General features: G+C 63.5%; 19 protein-coding genes. 5 read left to right on the top strand and 14 right to left on the bottom strand.

From position 1 onward, the window contains the following. Window positions 1-28: 28 nt before the first annotated feature. Window positions 29-2,410 carry a TonB-dependent receptor gene (locus tag QX071_RS12205; RefSeq protein WP_315706798.1) on the bottom strand — a complete coding sequence of 794 codons (2,382 nt, stop codon included), beginning with the start codon at window positions 2,408-2,410 and terminating at the stop codon, window positions 29-31. 291 nt (window positions 2,411-2,701) lie between these two features. Here QX071_RS12205 and QX071_RS12200 point away from each other — a divergent pair, with 291 nt between their 5' ends. Beyond that, on the top strand, window positions 2,702-3,340 hold the full coding sequence (locus tag QX071_RS12200) for a response regulator transcription factor (RefSeq protein WP_315706799.1): 639 nt from the start codon (window positions 2,702-2,704) through the stop codon (window positions 3,338-3,340). A gap of 119 nt (window positions 3,341-3,459) precedes the next feature. On the opposite strand, the gene QX071_RS12195 is transcribed toward QX071_RS12200, so the two are convergent. Then, entirely contained in the window at window positions 3,460-3,855 is a 396-nt protein-coding gene (locus tag QX071_RS12195) for an EF-hand domain-containing protein (RefSeq protein ID WP_315706800.1), read from the bottom strand. Window positions 3,856-4,695: 840 nt separating this feature from the next. Between QX071_RS12195 and QX071_RS12190 the strand changes: the two genes are divergently transcribed. Then, window positions 4,696-5,595, top strand: coding sequence for a hypothetical protein (locus QX071_RS12190; protein ID WP_315706801.1), 900 nt, complete (start codon window positions 4,696-4,698; stop codon window positions 5,593-5,595). A 65-nt stretch (window positions 5,596-5,660) separates the two neighbouring features. After that, on the top strand, window positions 5,661-6,002 hold the full coding sequence (locus QX071_RS12185) for a hypothetical protein (protein WP_315706802.1): 342 nt from the start codon (window positions 5,661-5,663) through the stop codon (window positions 6,000-6,002). Window positions 6,003-6,042: 40 nt separating this feature from the next. Here the strand turns inward: QX071_RS12185 and QX071_RS12180 are convergent, their stop codons facing one another. From QX071_RS12180 to exbB, 3 genes are read right to left on the bottom strand one after another with little or no spacing between them, the layout of a single operon-like run. Beyond that, window positions 6,043-6,963, bottom strand: a complete 921-nt coding sequence (locus QX071_RS12180; protein WP_315706803.1) for a TonB family protein — start codon at window positions 6,961-6,963, stop codon at window positions 6,043-6,045. Further along, window positions 6,960-7,385, bottom strand: a complete 426-nt coding sequence (gene exbD / locus QX071_RS12175; protein WP_315706804.1) for a TonB system transport protein ExbD — start codon at window positions 7,383-7,385, stop codon at window positions 6,960-6,962. The genes QX071_RS12180 and exbD overlap by 4 nt, the downstream gene beginning before the upstream one ends. Before the next feature lie 3 nt (window positions 7,386-7,388). Beyond that, entirely contained in the window at window positions 7,389-8,129 is a 741-nt protein-coding gene (exbB, locus tag QX071_RS12170; protein ID WP_315706845.1) for a tonB-system energizer ExbB, read from the bottom strand. Between the two features lie 847 nt (window positions 8,130-8,976). Here exbB and QX071_RS12165 point away from each other — a divergent pair. Beyond that, window positions 8,977-9,369, top strand: coding sequence for a hypothetical protein (locus QX071_RS12165; protein ID WP_315706846.1), 393 nt, complete (start codon window positions 8,977-8,979; stop codon window positions 9,367-9,369). Between the two features lie 126 nt (window positions 9,370-9,495). Then, window positions 9,496-10,305, top strand: a complete 810-nt coding sequence (locus QX071_RS12160; RefSeq protein WP_315706805.1) for a tetratricopeptide repeat protein — start codon at window positions 9,496-9,498, stop codon at window positions 10,303-10,305. Here the strand turns inward: QX071_RS12160 and QX071_RS12155 are convergent. From QX071_RS12155 to QX071_RS12115, 9 genes are all read right to left on the bottom strand, one after another. Beyond that, window positions 10,302-11,012: a hypothetical protein gene (locus QX071_RS12155; RefSeq protein WP_315706806.1), complete on the bottom strand. Its 711-nt coding sequence runs from the start codon at window positions 11,010-11,012 to the stop codon at window positions 10,302-10,304. The two genes, QX071_RS12160 and QX071_RS12155, sit on opposite strands and share 4 nt — an antisense overlap. A gap of 424 nt (window positions 11,013-11,436) precedes the next feature. Beyond that, window positions 11,437-13,179: an ABC transporter substrate-binding protein gene (locus QX071_RS12150; RefSeq protein WP_315706847.1), complete on the bottom strand. Its 1,743-nt coding sequence runs from the start codon at window positions 13,177-13,179 to the stop codon at window positions 11,437-11,439. Window positions 13,180-13,320: 141 nt separating this feature from the next. Next, window positions 13,321-13,650 carry a DUF2160 domain-containing protein gene (locus QX071_RS12145; protein ID WP_315706807.1) on the bottom strand — a complete coding sequence of 110 codons (330 nt, stop codon included), beginning with the start codon at window positions 13,648-13,650 and terminating at the stop codon, window positions 13,321-13,323. Between the two features lie 125 nt (window positions 13,651-13,775). After that, complete coding sequence (locus QX071_RS12140) at window positions 13,776-14,582, bottom strand: carbohydrate ABC transporter permease (RefSeq protein WP_315706808.1); 807 nt, start codon at window positions 14,580-14,582, stop codon at window positions 13,776-13,778. Then, window positions 14,582-15,487 (bottom strand): sugar ABC transporter permease, encoded by a 906-nt coding sequence (locus QX071_RS12135; protein ID WP_315706809.1) that lies wholly within the window; start codon window positions 15,485-15,487, stop codon window positions 14,582-14,584. Before QX071_RS12135 ends, QX071_RS12140 begins: the two co-directional genes overlap by 1 nt. Then, window positions 15,487-16,572, bottom strand: a complete 1,086-nt coding sequence (locus tag QX071_RS12130; RefSeq protein ID WP_315706810.1) for an ABC transporter ATP-binding protein — start codon at window positions 16,570-16,572, stop codon at window positions 15,487-15,489. The genes QX071_RS12135 and QX071_RS12130 overlap by 1 nt, the downstream gene beginning before the upstream one ends. A 12-nt stretch (window positions 16,573-16,584) precedes the next feature. Continuing rightward, entirely contained in the window at window positions 16,585-17,667 is a 1,083-nt protein-coding gene (locus tag QX071_RS12125) for an ABC transporter ATP-binding protein (protein ID WP_315706811.1), read from the bottom strand. Further along, the gene (gene glpD, locus QX071_RS12120; protein WP_315706812.1) at window positions 17,664-19,208 is read right to left on the bottom strand and encodes a glycerol-3-phosphate dehydrogenase; all 1,545 of its coding nucleotides are present in this window, start codon (window positions 19,206-19,208) and stop codon (window positions 17,664-17,666) included. The genes QX071_RS12125 and glpD overlap by 4 nt, the downstream gene beginning before the upstream one ends. Before the next feature lie 141 nt (window positions 19,209-19,349). Then, window positions 19,350-20,183, bottom strand: coding sequence for a DeoR/GlpR family DNA-binding transcription regulator (locus QX071_RS12115; RefSeq protein WP_315706813.1), 834 nt, complete (start codon window positions 20,181-20,183; stop codon window positions 19,350-19,352). Window positions 20,184-20,206: the final 23 nt, after the last annotated feature.

The raw sequence follows: 20,206 nt of genomic DNA, 5'->3' as shown, positions 1-20,206 counted from the left end.
GCCTTGGGATCCGTGTCAGTCCGTTTTCTCAGAACGTCGCCTTGATGCCGGCATAGACCGCGAGAGGCGCGCCCGGCAGCATGCTGCGCGGATCGTTGAAGCTGAGGATGTTGGCACCGCCGGGCGTCGAGTTGTTGAAGCCTGCGGGACTGAACACGGTTCCGGCCGAATAATAATGCTTGTTGAACAGGTTCTGCACCAGCCCGAACACTTCCACGTTCTTCGTCACCTGATAGGACGTGTGCAGGTTGACCACCCAATAGGCCGGCACCTTGGGATAGATGTTGGAGTCGTCGCGCAGCAGATATTGGCTGCCAATATAGTTGAGATCTCCGCCGATCTTCCAGGCGTCGGTCACGGCATATTCCGCACCGAGCTTGAGGCGATGGGCCGGGACCGCAGGGATGTGGCTGCCCGGCAGCACGTCGACCGTCGTCTGCGTGTTCGGGTCGTTGGCAATAAAACTGCTCCGGAAGGTCGCGTCGACGAAGGTGTAGTTGGCGTAAGCCGTCCAGCGATTCCAGGCCAGATCGACCTTGGCTTCGACGCCCTGGCGCAAGGTGGTGCCGGCGTTGGCGAAGTAACCGAAATTCGGGACCGCCAAGCTCGCGATGTTGATGATGTCGTCGCTGTTCTGGGTGCGGAACAGGCTCACGCCCCAGCGCAGCCGCCAGCCATTGTCGATGGCCTTGGCCGGCGCCTTGCTCGGCAGCGGCTCGACGGCAACGGCGCCGCCCGACCACTCACCGCGCAACCCGCCCTCGACCGTATGCGACACCACCTGCTTGAGCGGCGGATCGGCAATCAGGAAGTTGTCGATCTGGCACGGCGTGGCAGGATCGGAGCAGCCGAGCTCGAGCGGCGTCGGCGCGCGGTTGGCCTCCGAATATCCTGCATAGGCCGTGAGATTGGGCGTTACCCGATAAGTCAGGCCGACCACCGGATTGAACCGCGAATAGTTGTTGCGGCTGGTGAGCAGCGGATTGAGGCCGGTCTCGTCCTGCAAATTGATCTGCGCGAAGTTGAAGCGGCCGCCGGCGGTGAACGACAGCTGTGAGGTGATGTCGAAGGTGTTGGTGGCGTAAACACCGACATAGGTGTTCTTGGCGGTGAGGTTGACCGGCGTCAGGTCGGCTGCAGGCTGATCGATGTAGACGCCGGTCCCATTCACGAAAAGAGTGTTGGGATCGACCGTGCCAAGCTCGGAATTGGCCTGGAAGCGCGTCCGGCCATGATCGACGCTGGTGCCGACGACGAAGTGATTATCATGCTCGAACAGCTGATTGGTCGACGTCGCCTGCAACGAGCCGCCATAGCTGTTCGAGCGCGTCCAGTTGCGATCGATCTCGCCGAGCGCGGTGTTGCCGGCCAATGTGTTGAGAACCGCCATATTCTGGTTGAGCGGCGTGGCGCCATCCCCGATACAGAGCTGGCCGGCGAACGCGCCGTTGTCATCGCAAGCCTGCGCATCGGTACCATTACCGTCGACATGGGCGGAACGATAGGCGCGGAAATAGGAGTTGGCCTGCACGGTGAACGTATCCGTCGGCGTCCATTTCGCGTTGGCCTGCAGGAAGACCAGTTGCAGATGGGTGCTCTGCGGCCAGGTGTAGACGCTCGACCAGCGCTGGTTCAGCATCTCGATCGGCGTCGCCGCCACCGAGCCGAGCTTGTTGTCGGCACCCGTGAAGGAGACGTGGAATTCGGTCTGGTCGCCGCGCGCGCCCAGATCGACATACATGCGCCTGATCTGGGACGATGACGAATAGTCGCGCCAGCCCCGATCGTAGGTGCTGTCGGCGGCGACATAGGCCGAAAAGTTTCCGTCCTGATAGCCGGATTGCGCACTCCCCGAAATGCGACCGAAGGAGCCGCCGAACAGCTGCGCCTCGGTGCCGTGGTAGGTGAAGCCGTTCTTCATCTCGATCGACAACGCGCCGCCGGTCGCGTTCAGGCCGAACAGCGGGTTGTTCGGCATCAAGGTCATGCGCGCGATCGCGACCTCGGGGAGCAGATCCCAGTTGACGACGTCGCCGAAGGCTTCGTTGATCCGGGTGCCGTTCTGGTAGACCGCGATGCCCTGCGGCGTGCCCGGCACCGGAGAGGCAGTGAAGCCGCGATAGTCGAGATTGCGCTGGAACGGATTGCCGGACTGATCGCTCAAGGAGACGCCGGGCAACGACTGCAGCATGCCGTCCAGCAGCGTCGGCGTCTTGGTATGATCGAGGTCGTGCGCATCGATCGTCTGAACGTTCGACGGGACTTTTTCCTTGTCGATCTCTCCGCCCCCTGGCACCGGCGCCACGCCGACGACTTCAATGGTCTGCAAGGTCTGCTGCGCGAACGCAGCCCCAGGTAGCATCGTGCAGGTCAACAGCAGCGCACGCTTCAGCGCTCCAAGCTTGGTCAAGACGTCCCCCACTTCAATCTTCGACGATTCCCGTCCGCGGCTGCCCGGCGCCCCGAGCTTCGAACAAATCAGTCGAACTACGTGTTTACATGCATTAACATTGCTAGAGACGGGTTCCGACCGCTTCAATAGGGATTTTTCCCCGACCTCCAGGGACATTTTTCCCGCCGCCAAGAAAGGGGCTGCGATCCCGGCCTAAAGGGCCGCTGCATCGCCTTAGGATCGCGCCATTCGCGGCACCCGATATAAATCGTTTCCCGCTGATGCGTCTTGGCCACACCTTTCTCACCGATGAGCAAAGTTCTTCTTGTCGACGATCATCCGATCGTCATCGCCGCTTGCCGCCTCCTGCTCGAGCAAGCCGGCGTCACCACCGTCCTTCACGCCAACGACTCTGCAACCGCCTACCAGACCTTTCTCGATCGCCAGCCCAACGTCGTCGTCATCGACCTCCGGTTGCATGGCGAAGAATTCGGAGGGCTCGCACTGATCGAGCGTCTCCGATCTCATGCCACCCGACCGGCCATTCTCGTATTCAGCATGCATCTCGATCCGCGCATCGTCAGGGCCGCGATCGCGGCCGGCGCGACCGGCTACCTTGCCAAGGACGCGCCGCCGGAAGAACTGGCCAAAGCCGTCGAGCACGTCCGCTCGGGGCAGCGCTATATGGATCTGGAGCTAGCGAGGAGGGTCGCGCTGGTTCGCGCGGAAACCGAGAACGATCGCTTTGCTGCCCTGACTCCGCGGGAACAACAAGTCGTCCGCCTGCTTGCAGAAGGCAGGCCTTACCAAGCCATCGCCGATCATCTCGGGATCAGCTACAAGACCGTCGTCAACCTTACTTTTCGGCTTCGACGCAAGCTCGGCGCGCGCGGCCTCTCCGATCTGATCCGTCTCGCCGTCGAGATCACGCGTCAGAAATTCGGCTGATGCCCCGCCGACCGCAGGTGCTCCTGCCGGCAAGCAAAATGCGACGGCTTCCGACCGAAGCGCATCGCACTTTAATGTTCAAAACCATGTGGTTGCGCCGATCACCCTGATCGGACGCCTCACTTCAGCAGGCGCGCGACCGATTTCAGCTCTTTCGCATCGAGCGTGCCGTCATTGTCCGGGTCGGCGGTCTTGAAGCGCTTCACGACCAGGGCGAGGAACTCGTCCTTGGTCAGGGTGCCGTCGTTGTCCGGATCAGCCGCGGCAAAATCCTTCGCCGACACCCGGCCGTGCAGTTCCTTGCGATCCAGCGTGCCATCGTGGTCGCGGTCCAACCGGTCGAACAGCAGCGAGGCCGCCGCCTTGGCTTCGTTGACATCGACGGTTCCGTCATTATCGGGATCGATGGACTTCAGGAAGCTGGAGGCTGCCGATGCGCCGGTTGCAATGGTCATCGTGCCGAAAATTGCCGCCGCGCACAAGCCGGCTGCCGTGATCGCCTTTTTCCAATTCATCGAATGTGCCCTCTTGGTCCCACCGCGATCAGCTCTGCGCGGGGGTGAAATGATCAAATTCGCGTTCCACGTGCGCAAGGAAGAGGCAGAGCGCTTCCCTTCAGCCACGCGATCCGCGCGAGCTAACAAGTCTTCGCATATGCCAGATGTCCCGGATCTTCAAGGACGAATGCCCGGCCGTGGCGGGACGATCAGGTAGATTTGCACTTGCGGCCGAAGATCAGAAGCGGGGACCATGAAGGAAATAGGAGCCGGGACGGTCATGGACGTCAGCCCGTGTCGGCTTTGCTACACCGACAGCGCCATGTCGACATCGCATGACAGGATGCGAAGCGCAAGAGCGCGCCACCGTGCTGCGATGGGACGAATGTATACCGACCGGGCCTGGTCGCACCCGCTGCAGATTATCAGCAAAGGCATGGCCGGAGACGATCATCGACATTGCCATAGCCACTGCCGCGGTTCGCAGGCCCCGTTCACGGCAGCCGCGCCGCGCGCGGACGGGATCTTCCAACAATCGAATGCCTCGCATCAACCAAGACTTGCCGGGTGGCGGAGGTGACGTCTGCCATCCGTCTTGGGCTGGAATATGTTGGCAGGCTGCCACATTCGCTCATATCGGCCAGCGTGCGGGTGACAGGGACCTGCCATGTTCCTCGGTCAAAATACCCCTACAACCTTGCCAAAAGCTCCCTATCGACGCCGATCGCGGCACATCTTTAGTAAAATGCGGCGTCGATTGTTTGTAGTTCCTCGATTGGGTCACCTTTCAGCCGAGGCCGACGCATTTTTTCGCCCTGCGCACTCATTAGCTCCGTCGATGAGGGGAGCGCGAGGGCAATGCGGTCGATCATCGGCAAAGAACCGTCTGGTCCGCAGATACAACTTCTGCGACGGCTGATCGTCGTCGCCCTTTTCGCGTCGCCTTGCAGCGTGAGTGCCGAGGAGATCCAGGGCAACGATCCCGCCTCGCCCGGACATTTCCAGGTCGAGCAGCGCTTCGGCTACGTCACCACCTTCAATCCGCCGGCGCAGGCGGGAGGACAGCGCGTACCTCAGCACGCACTGACAGGCGAAACCGAAATCGGCTATTCGCCGACCGAATGGTACGAGATTGCGCTCACATCGCCTTACGCCTTCGCGCGCGCCAACGTGCCGATGACCATGGGCGGCATGGACAACGGCATCCCCGGCTATTCCTTCCAATCCGGCGGCGTGACGATCCGCCAGACTCTCATTCAGGGCGATCGGCTGGAGCGCACCGTATTCCTGGGCCTCGTCTCGCGGACCATCCTCTCGCCGCAGGGCGGATTGACGCCGGACCTGTGGGTTGCGAACAAGGCGGCCGCCGGCAATCCGAACGCGCCGCGGTTCGTGCAGGAAGCCAATCCGCGCGTCGCCCAGATGTTCACGCCGATCATCGGCGTGAACCTGCCGAACGACTACCAGCTCATCTTCAACGCCAACATGACGTTCGGCATCGATGGCGCCGGTTCGGCGTTCGAGCCCTCGATTCGCTTCGTCAAGCGCCTCAACGACAGATGGACGGTCGGGATCGAGCATTTCTCGAACTTGGGGCCGATCGGCACCGTCCTGCCGTGGCATCAGCAGATGCAGACGCTCTATGCCGTCGCCGACACCAGGTTCAAGGGCTTCGAACTCAGCTTCGGCATCGGCTACGGACTGACCAACGCATCGCGCGGCCTCGCGCTCAAGACCAGCATCGGCAAAGATTTCTAGGCATCCCTCCCCTCCATCGCGACGGCGCTGAGCTCGTCCGATCCCGCACCACAAGGAGACGTCCCATGCACCGGACTTTCGTCATCAGCGTTCTGCTTGTCCTCGCGAACTCGGCCGCATGGACCGACGACGGCCCACGTTTCCTCAACCGCACCGGGCAGACCGTAGTGAAGATGCAGCTCGCGCCGGTCGGCTCGAAGAGCTGGGGACCGGACCAGTGCAAGAACGACGACGAAGGCGAGGTCGATCACAACGAACGCATGACGCTGGTCGGCGTCAAGTCTGGGCGTTACGACATCAGGCTCGCCGACAAGAACGGCCGTATCTGCATCGCCAAGAATATCGACCTCAAGGAAGGCACGCAGTTCGTGGTGCGCGATACGGATCTGGCCGATTGCACGAAGTAACGGGACGTATGAGCCCGTGATCGCTAAGTGGTGACGCCACTCAGCGCGGGCGCAGATGCAGCGGAACAGTGCGCGTAACCTGCGCCTCGGTCATGCCGGGTGCAAAAGGCGGATACGGCTGCGCGCGTTCGACAATAGCCAGCGCCGCGCGATCCAACGCCGGTGAGCCGGAGCTGCCGGCCAGCCGGTGCGACCGCAGCCGACCGCCACGATCGATGACGACGCTGACCATCACCGTGCCGCTCGCTCCCCCGCCATCGGCCGGATAAGCCGCGTAACGGCGGATTTGCGCCACCACTTCGCTGTTCCAGGACGCCTGCCCGGCCCGTGCGCCTTCGCTCTGCGCACCGGGATTGGGCGCGGCGGCCATCCGGGTCGGCTTGCTCGCTTCGGCTGCAGGCTTCGCACGCGCCGTCTTGTGCTCGGGCTTATCGTGCTTGTCTTCCGGCTTGCGCTCCGCGCGCTCATGTGGCGTCACCGGCTTGTGCTGCTCCGGCTTCGCCTCGACAGGCTTGGGCGGCGGAGGCGGAGCGACAATGGCGTCCTCCGTGCGCGGCGGCTCCGGCGTGGTCAACGCGAGCGGCGGCGAAGGCTCAGGCGGCAGTTCGACCTTCTCCTGCGGTTCGGCTGGTGCCGGTGCGGGCGCAGTGAGGGCATCCGGCGGGACGACCGGTTCAACTTGCGGCTCGACCTGTGGCGCCTCGAGCGCCGATTGCTCAACCGGCGGAGTCGGCGCGGCCTGTGGGGCGTCCGGCGCGGCAACAGCCGGCGGAGCGGCTGCCGGCACGAAAGCGACGTCGATGGCAGGTGCTTCCGCGCGCCCGTCCGGCACGGGCTTGAGCAGCAGATAGGCCGCGGCCAGCCCGACATGGAGCGCCGCCACCACCAGCGCGCTCACCGTCCACAATGCCGTGTCCCGGCCCTGCTCCGGCTGATACGGATCGACCGTCAGCACGCTCACGGGCTGCCCCGATTTTCCACCGCAACGAGCGCGACCTTGGTGTAGCCCGCATTGCGCAGCAGGTTCATCACATCCATCACCTCGCCATAGGACAGCGCCTGGTCGGCCCGCAGCAGCACGCGCTGATTGCGATCGGAATTCGTTGCGGCATCGAGCGCGGCGGCAAGCTCGTCGCGTGCGACCGTGCCATCATCGACCGCGAGCGAGTGATCCGCCCTGAAAGTGACGAAGATCGGCTTGTCGGGGCGCGCCGCGGGCTCGGCCGAGGCCGACGGCAGGTTGACCGGAATGTCGACCGTCGCAAGGGGCGCCGCGACCATGAAGATGATGAGCAGCACCAGCATGACGTCGATGAACGGCGTCACGTTGATCTCGTGCGTCTCCGCAAACTCGTCGTCGCGCTTGGCAAGCCGGATCGCCATGGCTCACTCCGCGCTATCGGCGATCGACAGAGTAGGCGCATCCGCCGCACGCAAGCCCCGCCTCACATCGAGCGGCATTGCCTGGCGATCGAGATCGCGGCTCAACAGGCGCATAATGGCAACCGAGGAATCGGCCAGCACCGCCCGATACGTGCCGGTGGCGCGCGCGAACACGTTGTAGATCACGACCGCCGGGATCGCTGCGGCAAGACCGAAGGCGGTGGCGAGCAACGCTTCGGCGATGCCGGGCGCCACGACCGCGAGGTTGGTCGTATGCGCCTGCGAGATGCCGATGAAGCTGTTCATGATGCCCCAGACCGTCCCGAACAGCCCGACGAACGGCGCGACCGCGCCGACCGTAGCAAGGAGGCCGATGCCGCGGCCGATGCGCTGCACAGCCGCCGCCTCGATCCGCTCGAACTGCCAGCTGACGCGTTCCTTGATGCCATCGGCGGGCAGGCCGCGCGACTTCTCGATCTCGTCATCCGCCATGCTAAGAAAGCGGCCGGTGACACTGCTCTGCTCACCGAGCTGGCGAATCGCGTCCATCAAGGAGCGGGCGGCAATGACGACCGACAGCGCGCGCCGTGCCTCGCCGCGCACGCTGCGCAGCTGGATCAGCTTGACGACCAGCACGGTCCACGTCGCCACCGACGCCAGCGCAAGCCCAATCATCACCGCCTTCACGACGATATCGGCCTGCATGAACATGCTCCAGGGCGACAGCCCCTGGGGTAGCGGCATGACCAGGCCTACGCCCGCAACCGGCGCTGGCGGCGCCCCCGCCTCCTCAGCCAGGACGGCCGCGGGCATGAGCCCGAGCAACGCCGCGGTAAAGGCGCCGACAAACCGGGATGCAACCAATCTGCGCGGTGGAAGCTGCGCATCACTCATGTTGTCCTCCAGGCGCGGCCAAGCCGTTCGACGTCGCGGCGGATGCCCAGTTCCAATGGGATCTGGCTATCATCTTGTGTTGCCTCGCCTGGCGCGAGATTGCGCACTGTTCTCGACCAGTTCAAGGCGGTCTTGCCTGGAAAGATTTCCCGTTTCAAACGGGAAAAATTCCCGATCTGCTTCGGGACCAGGGCCTGGACTCAGAAGTCCGTGTCCAACGGCGGCTACCTGGTTTGCGAACTTCGGAATCGAAGCGCATTCCGTCGCCGACGGGACACGGCCAACTCTGGCACTCGTTCAAAGTCGGCCAGCATTCCGAGCGCTTCGTGCGAGCTGACAGCCTTGACGCTCCATCTGAGAGAGTGCGTCAGCTTCACCTGGCAAGTGAACTAATCGATCAAAATCAGTAGAACATTACTACATCATCTCGGGATATCTCCATGCCCGCTCCATGATGATTATCCTTCGACGGATATCACCGTCGACTTTTTCGTCGCGATCCGATGTAGTTCGCGCTTTCGTGCAACAATCACGAACTTCCGCCACAGACGTCGAGGAAACTTTCTCGCAATCCCAAACAGCAAGGCCCCTTGTGATGCGCAGAAAACCTTCCAAATCAACACCGACCGATCTCTCCGCACATCACAAATTTCCTGATGGGACTGCAGGCCTCGCACGACGGGCGCTCTTTGCTTCAATGCGTAACAGCTATCGCGCGAGCCTGCTGCTGTTTGCCGGGACCGTCGCCCTGATCACAAATGCGCCTTCTCTGCATCTCGCCGCGGCTCGAGATCTCGACGGCCGCTATGCCAACTCTCCATTGAAAAGCTGGTTCGAAAGTCTTCGTTCGCGCAAAGGGCCCTGCTGTTCCGACGCAGACGGAACGGCGCTGTCGGATGTCGATTGGGATATGACGGCGGGTCATTATCGCGTGCGGATCGAAGGGCAATGGTGGGACGTTCCGGAGGACGCCGTCATCACCGAGCCGAACCGGTCGGGGCGGACGATGGTCTGGCCCATCTACTATCGGGAGCTCGACAAGTGGCTTCACGTGGAGATCCGCTGCTTCCTCCCCGGCAGCATGACGTGAGCGGCTCGATCAGCAGTTCGGCCAGAAGCCGCGCATCAAGATCGCCGCGCCTGTCGTTGCGTCGGGAAGGTCGTACCTGTTCGGCTTCTCGTTGGCGCACGCCGCGGAACGCGATAACGTCCCCGCATGGGATCGACGACTGAAGACATCGTGCGCCGCGCCGCGGCCGCTTTCAACGCGGGACGCGCCGGCGAGGCGCGCCGGCTCTGCGAGCAGGAGCTGAAACGTACGCCCGGCGAACCGAGGCTGAGCCATCTCTTGGCCGCGGTGCTGTATGCGCTGCACGACATTGCACCCGCCCGCCCCCATTTGGCGGCGAGCCTGGCGCAACGCCCCGACAACGCCGCCGCGCAACTGCTTGCCGCGCGCATCGCGCGTGCCGACAAGGATTTCGCTGCCGCGCTCGACCATGTCGACCGCGCGCTGGCGCTGGCCCCGCAGCGGGAAGCCTTCGTCGAGAAGGCGCGCATCCTCGACCAAGCGGGTTACCGCGCCCAGGCGCGCGAAGCCTGGCAGGCCATCCTCAAAGTGGTTCCGCAGCACGGCGAAGCCGCCGCGCGGCTCGGGCGGCTGGCCTTCGAGGATGGCGATCTTGCATCCGCAAGATCGCATCTCGAGCGTGCCGCATCCGATGACGCTCCCGCCTCGACTTGGTTCGATCTCGGCCTGGTTCGCCAGGACCAGCGCGACCACCTCGGCGCGGCCGCAGCCTACAGGAAGGCGCTCGCGCTCAAACCCGATTTCGCCGAGGCCGCACTCAATCTCGGCATCGTGCTGCAGGAAAGCGGCGACCGCGATACCGCGATGCAGGCCTATCGACAGGCCTATCATCTCAGGCCTGAAATGTTCGGATCGATCGCCATGGCCCTGACCTCGGCGTCGCACGGCCGGCTCTGGCTCGACGAGGCCGCCTTGCGGCTCGCTTTAGCTGGTTAGACTAGCCGGCCCCGGCGAGCGCGAAACCGCTTGCGGTAGACGTTCGGCGCAGCCAGCACCTCCGCGACGGTCTTGGAATACGCTGCGCCATGTGCCGGGTCGAACGGCTCGAACGCAAGTTCGATGGTTTCCCGCGGCACCGGAAAACATTGTGCGACCGGCGTTCCTTTCGCAAGCACGCCGCAAAAATCGAGCGCCGTCCACAGCGCCGGAAAATTGATGCCGCCATCATGGAAGCGGTCGGCATCGACGAGCCCGGTCACGGTGCGGAACGGCAGATCGTCGCGGTTGACGGGATGAGTTGCAAACAGCGACCAGCCGTCGGGACATTCGATGGTCCAGAAGCTGTTGAACTTGATCGCCGAGCGTTCGCCTTGCGCAAACGGAGCGCCGGCAAATTGCGCGGCGACGTGAAAGCTGAGCGGCGCGCGGGGATGCCCTTCGGTCGCAGGCTCCGGAATCTCCCAGTCCCAGGAGAATGTACCGCGTTCGACATTGACGTCGCAGGGCAGCAGGATCATCACGCCGTGGGCCATCGCATCGACGAAGGGCGGGCACTGCTTGACGGTGCGGATGTCGCGACCATGCAGATCGGAATGCGCCGACGCCGGCATCCGCCGCAGCCAGTCCGGCAGCATCGTGCGCGCCGGCACAGGTCGCGGCAGATACGGCTCCAGCGCAGGATCGCAGCGGAAAATCATGCGCATGGCAAGCTCCTTAGATCATCATGCGGTTAGAAGGAGCCGCATCATGATCTCATCTGTTTGATTGAGCATGATCTTTTCGGAAAACCGGTTTCCACTTTTCCGGATCATGCTCTAAGGCGATGCGGCGAGCACGCCCGAATAGTAACCGTCATTGCGAGCGAAGCGAAGCAATCCAGTCTTGCGCAGCCAAAGATCTGGATTGCTTCGTCGCTTCCGCTCCTCGCAATGACGAAGGACAGAGCAATGCAAAAGGCCGGGATCGCTCCCGGCCTTTCGTATTCTTTCTCCTCCGTCATGCCCAGCGCAGGCGGGGCATCCAGTACTCCGAGACGGTAGCGGCTCTCGCGGCCGCCGCGGCGTACTGGATCGCCCGGTCAAGCCGGGCGACGACCGTGAGTGTGGACGACCTGACGGCCTGCGGCCGTCACTTCGCCTCGGCGCGCTTCGGGGGAGTCGCCGGCCACGACTTGATCAGGGTGTCGTAATCGATCGTTTCGCCCTTCGGCTTCTCGTTGGCGAGCTTGCGCTGCGGCGCGATGTTGCCGTCCTTCGCCGACTTGTTGAACCAGTACTCGGCGCTCTCCTTCTTGTTCAGCTTCGGACCGCAGTCGCCCTGCACCTTGGATTTCTCCAGGCGTTCGAGCACGGAGTCCTGAGCCGCAGCGAGCGAGTCCATCGCCTGTTGCGGCGTCTTGGCTCCGGAGGCCGCATCACCGATGTTCTGCCACCAGAGCTGCGCGAGCTTCGGATAGTCAGGCACGTTGTTGCCGGTCGGGGTCCACTGCACGCGCGCCGGCGAGCGGTAGAACTCGATCAGGCCGCCGAGCTTCGGCGCACGCTCCGTGAACGACTTGTCCCAGATGTCGGATTCACGGATGAAGGTGAGGCCGACATGGCTCTTCTTCAAGCTCACCGTCTTCGACACGATGAACTGCTGATAGAGCCAGGCTGCCTTTCGGCGGTCGACCGGGGTCGACTTCAGCAGCGTCAGCGAGCCGACGTCCTGATAGCCGAGCTTCATGCCGTCCTTCCAATACGCGCCATGCGGCGACGGGGCCATGCGCCATTTCGGCGTGCCGTCGGCGTTCATGACGGCCAGACCCGGCTTCACCATGTCGGCGGTGAAGGCGGTGTACCAGAAGATCTGCTGGGCGATGTTGCCCTGCGCCGGCACCGGACCCGACTCCGAGAAGGTCATACCCTGCGCCTGCGGCGGAGCGTACTTCTTCAGCCAGTCGAGATATTTGACGATCGAATAGACCGCAGCCGGTCCGTTGACGTCACCACCGCGCTCGACCGAGGAGCCGACCGGACGGCAGCCTTCCATGCGGATGCCCCATTCGTCGACCGGCAGGCCGTTCGGAAGGCCCTTGTCGCCGTTGCCGGCCATCGACAGCCAGGCGTCGGTGAAGCGCCAGCCGAGCGAGGGGTCCTTCTTGCCATAGTCCATGTGGCCATAGACCTTGACGCCGTTGATCTCCTTGATGTCGTTGGTGAAGAAGTCGGCGATGTCCTCATAGGCCGACCAGTTCACGGGCACGCCGAGATCATAGCCGTACTTGGCCTTGAACTTGGCCTTGTACTCCGGGTTGGTGAACCAGTCGTAGCGGAACCAATAGAGGTTCGCGAACTGCTGGTCCGGCAGCTGATAGAGATGGCCGTTCGGAGCAGTGGTGAACGACTTGCCGATGAAGTCGTTGACGTCGAGATAGGGATCGGTGACGTCCTTCGCTTCCTTCGCCATCCAGTCCGTCAGGTCGACCGCCTGGCCGTAACGGAAATGCGTGCCGATGAAGTCGGAATCGTTGATCCAGCCGTCATAGAGGTTCTTGCCGGACTGCATCTGGGTCTGGATCTTCTCGACGACGTCACCCTCCTGGATGATGTCGTGCTTGACCTTGATGCCCGTGATCTCCTCGAACGCCTTGGCCAGCGTCTTGGATTCATATTCGTGCGTGGTCAGGGTCTCGGAGACGATATTGATCTCCATGCCCTTGTAGGGTTGAGCGGCCTTGATGAACCACTCCATTTCCTTCATCTGGTCGTCCTTGGAGAGCGTGGACGGCTGGAATTCGGAATCGATCCATTTCTTTGCGGCCGCTTCGTCCGCATAGGCTGGTCCAGTAACTACGGCGGATGCCGCCAACAGCGCGAGCGCGCTGCTCATCATCAAGGCCTTGACCTTGAGAGCCTTAACCCTCGTCGCAGGCCCCTTTCCTTCCGGCAGATATCGCATGGTGTTCCTCCGTTGCAGCGACAGACTTCTCCAGGCCCGGGTTGCCCCCGGATCTGCTCTTTTTCGCCTGCCTCAGACCGTGCGGAAGATCGCAAAGGCTGACGCAAGTGAAATGACGGTTGCGAGCCACAGGCCCGAAACCTCGATGCCATCCTCGCCGATCGGCAAGGTCGCAATCGTATCGGTGCCGACCAGGCCGATCCACGCGAGGTGGATGACGGCGGCCAGGATCAGCGAAATGAACAGGCGGTCACCGCGCGTGGTCGGGATCCTTAAGACCCCGACACGCTCGGCCTCGGGATAGGCGGCAGCGAGCCAGGTCATAACGCCGAGCATGCAGGCGAGGACCACGAAAAAGATCGCGGTCGGCAGCGTCCAGGCCATCCAGGCGATGCTGTCCATGGCTCAATGCCTCCAGGCAACAATTGACGGAGAGGAACTGGACGCTCTCTCACCGAGGATGGTCCACTCCCCTCCCCGGGGAGGGAGCGCACCGAATTCATTTCGGCGGGCTTGCCAGTTCATGGTCACACCCGACCTAGCGCGAAACCGCGCGCGATGTAGTTGCGGACGAACCAGATCACGAGCGCGCCGGGGATGATGGTGAGCACGCCGGCGGCGGCGAGCAGGCCCCAATCCATGCCGGCGGCGGAGACCGTGCGCGTCATCACCGCCGAGATCGGCTTGGCGTTGACCGAGGTCAGCGTGCGCGCCAGCAGGAGTTCGACCCAGGAGAACATGAAGCAGAAGAAGGCGGCCACCCCGATGCCGCTTGCGATCAGCGGCACCAGGATCTTCACGAAGAAGCGCGGAAACGAATAGCCGTCGAGGAAGGCGGTCTCGTCGATCTCTCGCGGCACCGAGGACACGAAGCCTTCGAGGATCCAGACCGCGAGCGGGACATTGAAGATGCAGTGCGCCAGCGCCACCGCCCACGGCGTATCGAACAGGCCGATCGCGGAATACAGGTTGAAGAACGGCAGCGCATAGACCGCGGCCGGCGCCATCCGGTTGGACAACAGCCAGAAGAACAGATGCTTGTCGCCAAGGAAGCGGTAGCGCGAGAAGGCGTAAGCCGCCGGCAGCGCCACGGCGATCGAGATCACCGTGTTGAGGATGACGTATTTCAAGGAATTGATGTAGCCGGAATACCAGCTCTCGTCGGTGAAGATGAGCTTGTAATTCGCGATCGTCGGCTGATGCGGCCACAGCGTCATGGTCGAGACGATCTCGGCATTGGTCTTGAAGCTCATGTTGACGAGCCAGTAGATCGGCAACAGCAGAAAGACCAGGAAGACCGACATGATGATGCGGCGGCCCGGAATCGAATGCATCACGCGCCTCCCTTCTTCGCCGGTCGGCGATCGGCGCCGGCATTGGTCATGATCGTGTAGAACACCCAGCAGACGATCAGGATGATCAGGTTGTAGACCAGCGACAGTGCCGCCGCCTTGCCGAGGTCGAACTGGCCAAGCGCGATCTTGACGAGTTCGATCGAGATGAAGGTGGTGGAATTGCCGGGTCCGCCACCGGTCACCACGAACGGCTCAGTGTAGATCATGAAGCTGTCCATGAAGCGGAGCAGCACCGCGATCAGGAGCACCCGATGCATCTTCGGCAGCTGGATCGCGGTGAACACCGCCCAGCGCGAGGCGCCGTCGATCTGCGCCGCCTGGTAATAAGCATCCGGAATCGACTTCAGGCCGGCGTAGCAGAGCAGCGCCACCAGGCTGGTCCAATGCCAGACGTCCATGACGATAACGGTTGCCCAGGCGTCGAAGTCGTTTGAGACGTAGTTGTAGTCGATGCCGATCCGGTTCAGCACGTAGCCGAGCAGGCCGATATCCGAGCGGCCGAAGATCTGCCAGATGGTGCCGACCACGTTCCACGGAATCAGCAGCGGCAGCGCGAGCATCACCAGGCAGAAAGCGACGGTCCAGCCGGCGCGCGGCATCGAGAGCGCCACCACGATGCCGAGCGGCACCTCGATCGCGAGCACCACGGCAGAGAAGATGAGGTTGCGCCAGAGCGAGGCGAGGAAGCGGCCGCCGAGATCGGTCGAGGGATCGAGCAACTCCTTGAACCAGCCGACGCCGTTCCAGAAGAACTGGTTGTTGCCGAAGGTATCCTGCAGCGAATAATTCACCACCGTCATCAGCGGGATGATGGCGGAGAACGCCACCAGCAGGAACACCGGCAACACCAGGAGCCAGGCCTTGTTGTTGATGGTCTTCTCCATCAGGCGACTCCCTCGACCAGACGGCTGTCGGCGTAGACGTGCACATGCGACGGATCGAACTTCAGCCCGACGGACGAACCCGACGGCGAGAAGCCGGCCGGCACGCGCGCGGCGAACTTCACGTCACCGACCCGCACGCGGGCGAAGCGGATACGTCCGAGATCGTCGATCCGCTCGAGGTTGGCGGCGAGAAGCCCGGGCCCGGGCTCGGCCACCTCGACGAATTCGGGACGCACGCCGACCTCGATCTTCCCGGCCGCAGCCAGCGCGTCATAGCTGCGCGACAGCGTCAGGGTGTGACCGTCGATGCGCGCCTCGTGCCCTTTGACCTCAGCCGCCAAGATGTTCATGCCGGGCGAGCCGATGAAGTAGCCGACGAAGGTGTGCGCGGGCTTTTCGAACAGTTCGGCCGGCGTGCCGCTCTGCACGACGCGGCCGTCATGCATCACCACGACCGTGTCGGCGAAGGTCAGCGCCTCGGTCTGGTCATGGGTGACGTAGATCATGGTGAGATCGAGTTCCCGATGCAGCGCCTTCAGCTTGGAGCGCAGCTGCCACTTCAGCTCGGGGTCGATCACCGTGAGCGGCTCGTCAAACAGCACGGCGGCGACGTCGGAGCGGACGAGGCCCCGCCCGAGCGAGATCTTCTGCTTGGCATCCGCCGTGAGCCGCGTCGCCTTGCGGTCGAGATCCTGCGTCAGATCCAAGAGATGAGCGATCTCGGCAACGCGCTTGTCGATCTCGGCTCTCGGCACGCCGCGGTTCTTCAGCGGAAATGCGAGATTCTGGCCGACCGTCATGGTGTCGTAGATCACCGGGAACTGGAACACCTGCGCGATGTTGCGCTCACGGGTCGATCGCTGCGTGATGTCGGTCCCGTCAAACAGGATCTTGCCGCGCGAGGGCGTCAGAATGCCAGATATCAGGTTGAGCAGCGTGGTCTTGCCGCAGCCGCTGGGGCCGAGCAGCGCATAGGCGCCACCCTGGCGCCAAGTCATCGTCACCGGTTTCAGCGCGTAGCTTTCGGTGTCGGCAACGTTGCCGTTGTAGGCATGGGCGAGGTCGACGAGGTCAATGCGGGCCATTCGGCATCTCCCTCAGGCGCTGGGGGCCGCGACCAGCCGGTCGGCGGCATCAAAGACAAAGATATTGCCGGGGTCGAGCACGGCGTCCAGCGCCTCGCCGGGTTCGTATTCGTGCACGCCGTGCAATACCGCGACCCAGTTCACGCCGTTGCGGGACAAATGGACGAAGCTCTCGGAGCCCGTGATCTCGGTGACCGAGACGGTCGCCGGGAAAGCGTGGCGGCCGTGGCTGGCGCCGCTCTTGGTCAACCCGAGCTGATGCGGCCGAAAACCGACACGATAGGTCCCGTCGGCCAGACCGGCATAGAGCCCGGTCGCCGGCGCAGCAACGTCGCCGTCATAATGCACCTGGTCGCCGCGCTTCACGATGCCGACGATGTTCATCGGCGGATCGGAGAACACCTGCCCCACCCGCAACGTGTCCGGGCGGCGGTAGACGCTGGCGGTCTCACCGACCTGCAGCGCCTTGCCCTCCCACATGCAGATGGTACGGCCGCCGAGCAGCAACGCCTCCGACGGCTCGGTGGTGGCATAGACGAAGATCGCGCCCGAGGCCTCGAAGATGCGCGGCAACTCCGCGCGCAGCTCCTCGCGCAATTTGTAGTCCAAATTGGCCAGGGGCTCGTCGAGCAGCACGAGGTCGGCGCCCTTCACCAGCGCGCGGGCGATTGCCGTGCGCTGCTGCTGACCGCCGGAGAGTTGCAGCGGCGTGCGCTGCAGATAAGGCTCGAGCCGCAACAGCTTCGCCGCCTCCGCGACGCGCTTTTCGATCTGGTCGCGCGGCTTGCCCTGCACCCGCAGGGGCGAAGCGATGTTCTCATAGACCGTCAGCGACGGATAGTTGATGAACTGCTGATAGACCATCGCGACCGAACGCTGCCGCACGTCGGCGCCGGTGACGTCCTTGCCGTCGACCAGCACGCGACCGGTGGTCGGCTTGTCGAGCCCGGCAAGCAGCCGCATGATCGAGGTCTTGCCCGATAAGGTCGGGCCGAGCAGCACGCTCAAGGTGCCGCGCTGCAGCGTCAACGACACATCGCGAATGGTCGGAAGACCATCGACGACGCGCGTGACCTGGTCGAGCGTCACGCTCATGCGCGTCCTCCCGCCTCACGCGCGGGCGCGACAACGGAGGCGCGGTTGGCCTCGATCCAATGATCGAGCGCCGCGATCTCCTGCGGCGACATCCGCAAACCAAGCTTCGATCGACGCCACACGATGTCCTCGGCCGTGCATGCCCACTCTTCCGCCATCAGGTACCTGACTTCGCGCTCCGTCAAGGTCGCGCCGAAATCCTGGCCGAGATCGGAAGCTGCGGCAGCGTTGCCGAGCATTTTTGCAGCGCGCGTTCCGTAGGCATGGGCAAGCCGGCGCGCATGCGCCTCGGCCAGGAACGGATAGGCCTTGCGCAACTCCGCAGCCAGGGCCGGCACGCCGGAAACCACCATCTCACCGCCGGGCAAGGGCGACTGGCCCGTCCAGCCCGCGCCCGCCTTGCCGCCTTTCAAATATGGCGACAGGCGCTCCAGCGCCTCCTCGGAGAGCCGCCGATAGGTCGTGATCTTGCCGCCATAGATCGACAACAGCGGCAGTCCGTCGGGCGTGTCGAGCTCAAACACATAGTCGCGCGTCGCGGCTTTGGCCTCGGACGCGCCGTCGTCATAGAGCGGGCGCACGCCGGAATAGGTCCACACCACGTCTTCGGGGCGGACCGGCTTGGCGAGATACTCGCCGACCGCCGCGCAGAGATAACGGATTTCCTCCTCCGTCGCCTTCACCTTGGCCGGATCGCCGTGATAGTCGCGATCGGTAGTGCCGATCAGCGTGAAATCCTGCTGGTAGGGAATCGCGAAGACGATGCGGCCATCGGCATTCTGGAAGATGTAGGCCCGATCGTGGTCATAGAGCTTCGGCACGACGATGTGCGAGCCCTGCACCAGGCGGACCTTGGCCTTGGCATTCACGCCGGCGCCGCGCGCCAGCACCTCCTCGACCCAGGGGCCGCCGGCATTCACGAGCGCACGGGCGCGGATGGTTTCGCGCTCGCCGGTCTCGGTATTCACGACGGTCAGTTGCCAGACGCCGCCGGTCTGCCGGATCTCGGTCGCGCGGGTGCGGGTGCGGATGACGGCGCCGCGGTCGGCGGCGTCGCGCGCGGTCAGGACCACGAGACGGGCGTCGTCAACGAAGCAATCCGAATATTCGAAGGCGCGTGAATATCGCCCCGCAAGCAGCGGCTTGCCGACCTCGTCGCTGCGCAGATCGACCGAGCGCGTCGGCGGCAGCAGCTTGCGGCCGCCGAGATGGTCGTAAAGGAAAAGCCCGAGGCGCAGCAGCCAAGCCGGCCGCAGGCCCGCGTGATGCGGCAGAACGAAGCGCAGCGGGCTGATGATGTGAGGCGCGATCCGCCAGAGAACTTCGCGCTCGATCAGCGCCTCGCGCACCAACCGAAACTCGTAATATTCGAGATAGCGCAGGCCGCCATGCACCAGCTTGGTTGACCAGGACGAGGTCCCGCTGGCCAGGTCATTCATCTCGCACAAAAATACCGAATTGCCGCGTCCGGCCGCATCGCGGGCGATGCCGCAACCGTTCACGCCGCCTCCGATAATGGCGAGGTCGTAAATCCGCTCCAACCGACGTTCCCCCGGCAATCGCCTTCACTCCGGCGATTTCACTTTCGTTTGCGAGATAAACACAAACGAAAGTGAAAGCAAACCGAATTTCACAGGAATGTCGCGAATGCGCCGCAGCAAAATGGGCTGGCGAACGTGTCCTCAGGCCCGGCGAAGTATCGTTGAAGTTGAAGCCTCGGGCACATCGCCACCGTCCTCCAAATCGGCAGTGGGCATCGCCGTGACGACCTGGATGCCGCGGCTGTGACACAGGCCGGCGAGCCCATCGGGCAGAGGACGATCAGTAACGAAGGTCTGGATCTGGCTGAGATGCGCGATACGCACCGGCGCGGAACGATGAAGCTTGGTGGAGTCGGCCACCAGCATCACGCTACGCGCGTTGGCGATGATGGCCTGCGCCACCTGCACTTCGCGATAGTCGAAGTCGAGCAGCGCGCCTTCCTCATCGATCGCTGAGGCGCCGATGATCGCGTAGTCGACCTTGAACTGGCCGATCAGTTGCGTCGCCGTCGACCCGACCACGCCGCCATCGGAACGGCGCACTGTGCCGCCGGCGACGATCACCTCGATGCGCGGATGGCGATAGAGCAGCATCGCGACGTTCAGATTGTTGGTGATGACGAGCAGGTCCTGGTGCGCCGAGAGCGCGCTCGCGACCTCCTCCGTCGTGGTGCCGATGTTGATGAACAGCGAGCACCCGTTCGGGATTCGCGCCGCAGCCGCCGCTCCAATCGCCTTCTTCTCCTCGGCTGCGACGAACCGGCGCGCTTCGTAGGCCAGGTTCTCAACGCCGGAGGCGATGATGGCGCCGCCATGGATACGGGTCAGCGCGCGCTGCTCGCAGAGATCGTTCAGGTCCTTGCGGATGGTTTGTGCAGAGACTTCGAAGCGGCGGGCGAGATCTTCGACCATGACACGGCCCGAAGACCGCGCCAGATTGAGGATCTCGGTCTGACGTTGAGAAAGCAGGGCCATGGCACGCCTCTTGATAGAGCGCC

This window comes from Bradyrhizobium sp. SZCCHNS1022 (genome assembly GCF_032484835.1).
Lineage (GTDB): Bacteria > Pseudomonadota > Alphaproteobacteria > Rhizobiales > Xanthobacteraceae > Bradyrhizobium.
Note: the sequence above shows the minus strand (reverse complement) of the source record. Positions and strands in the feature narration are given on the sequence as shown.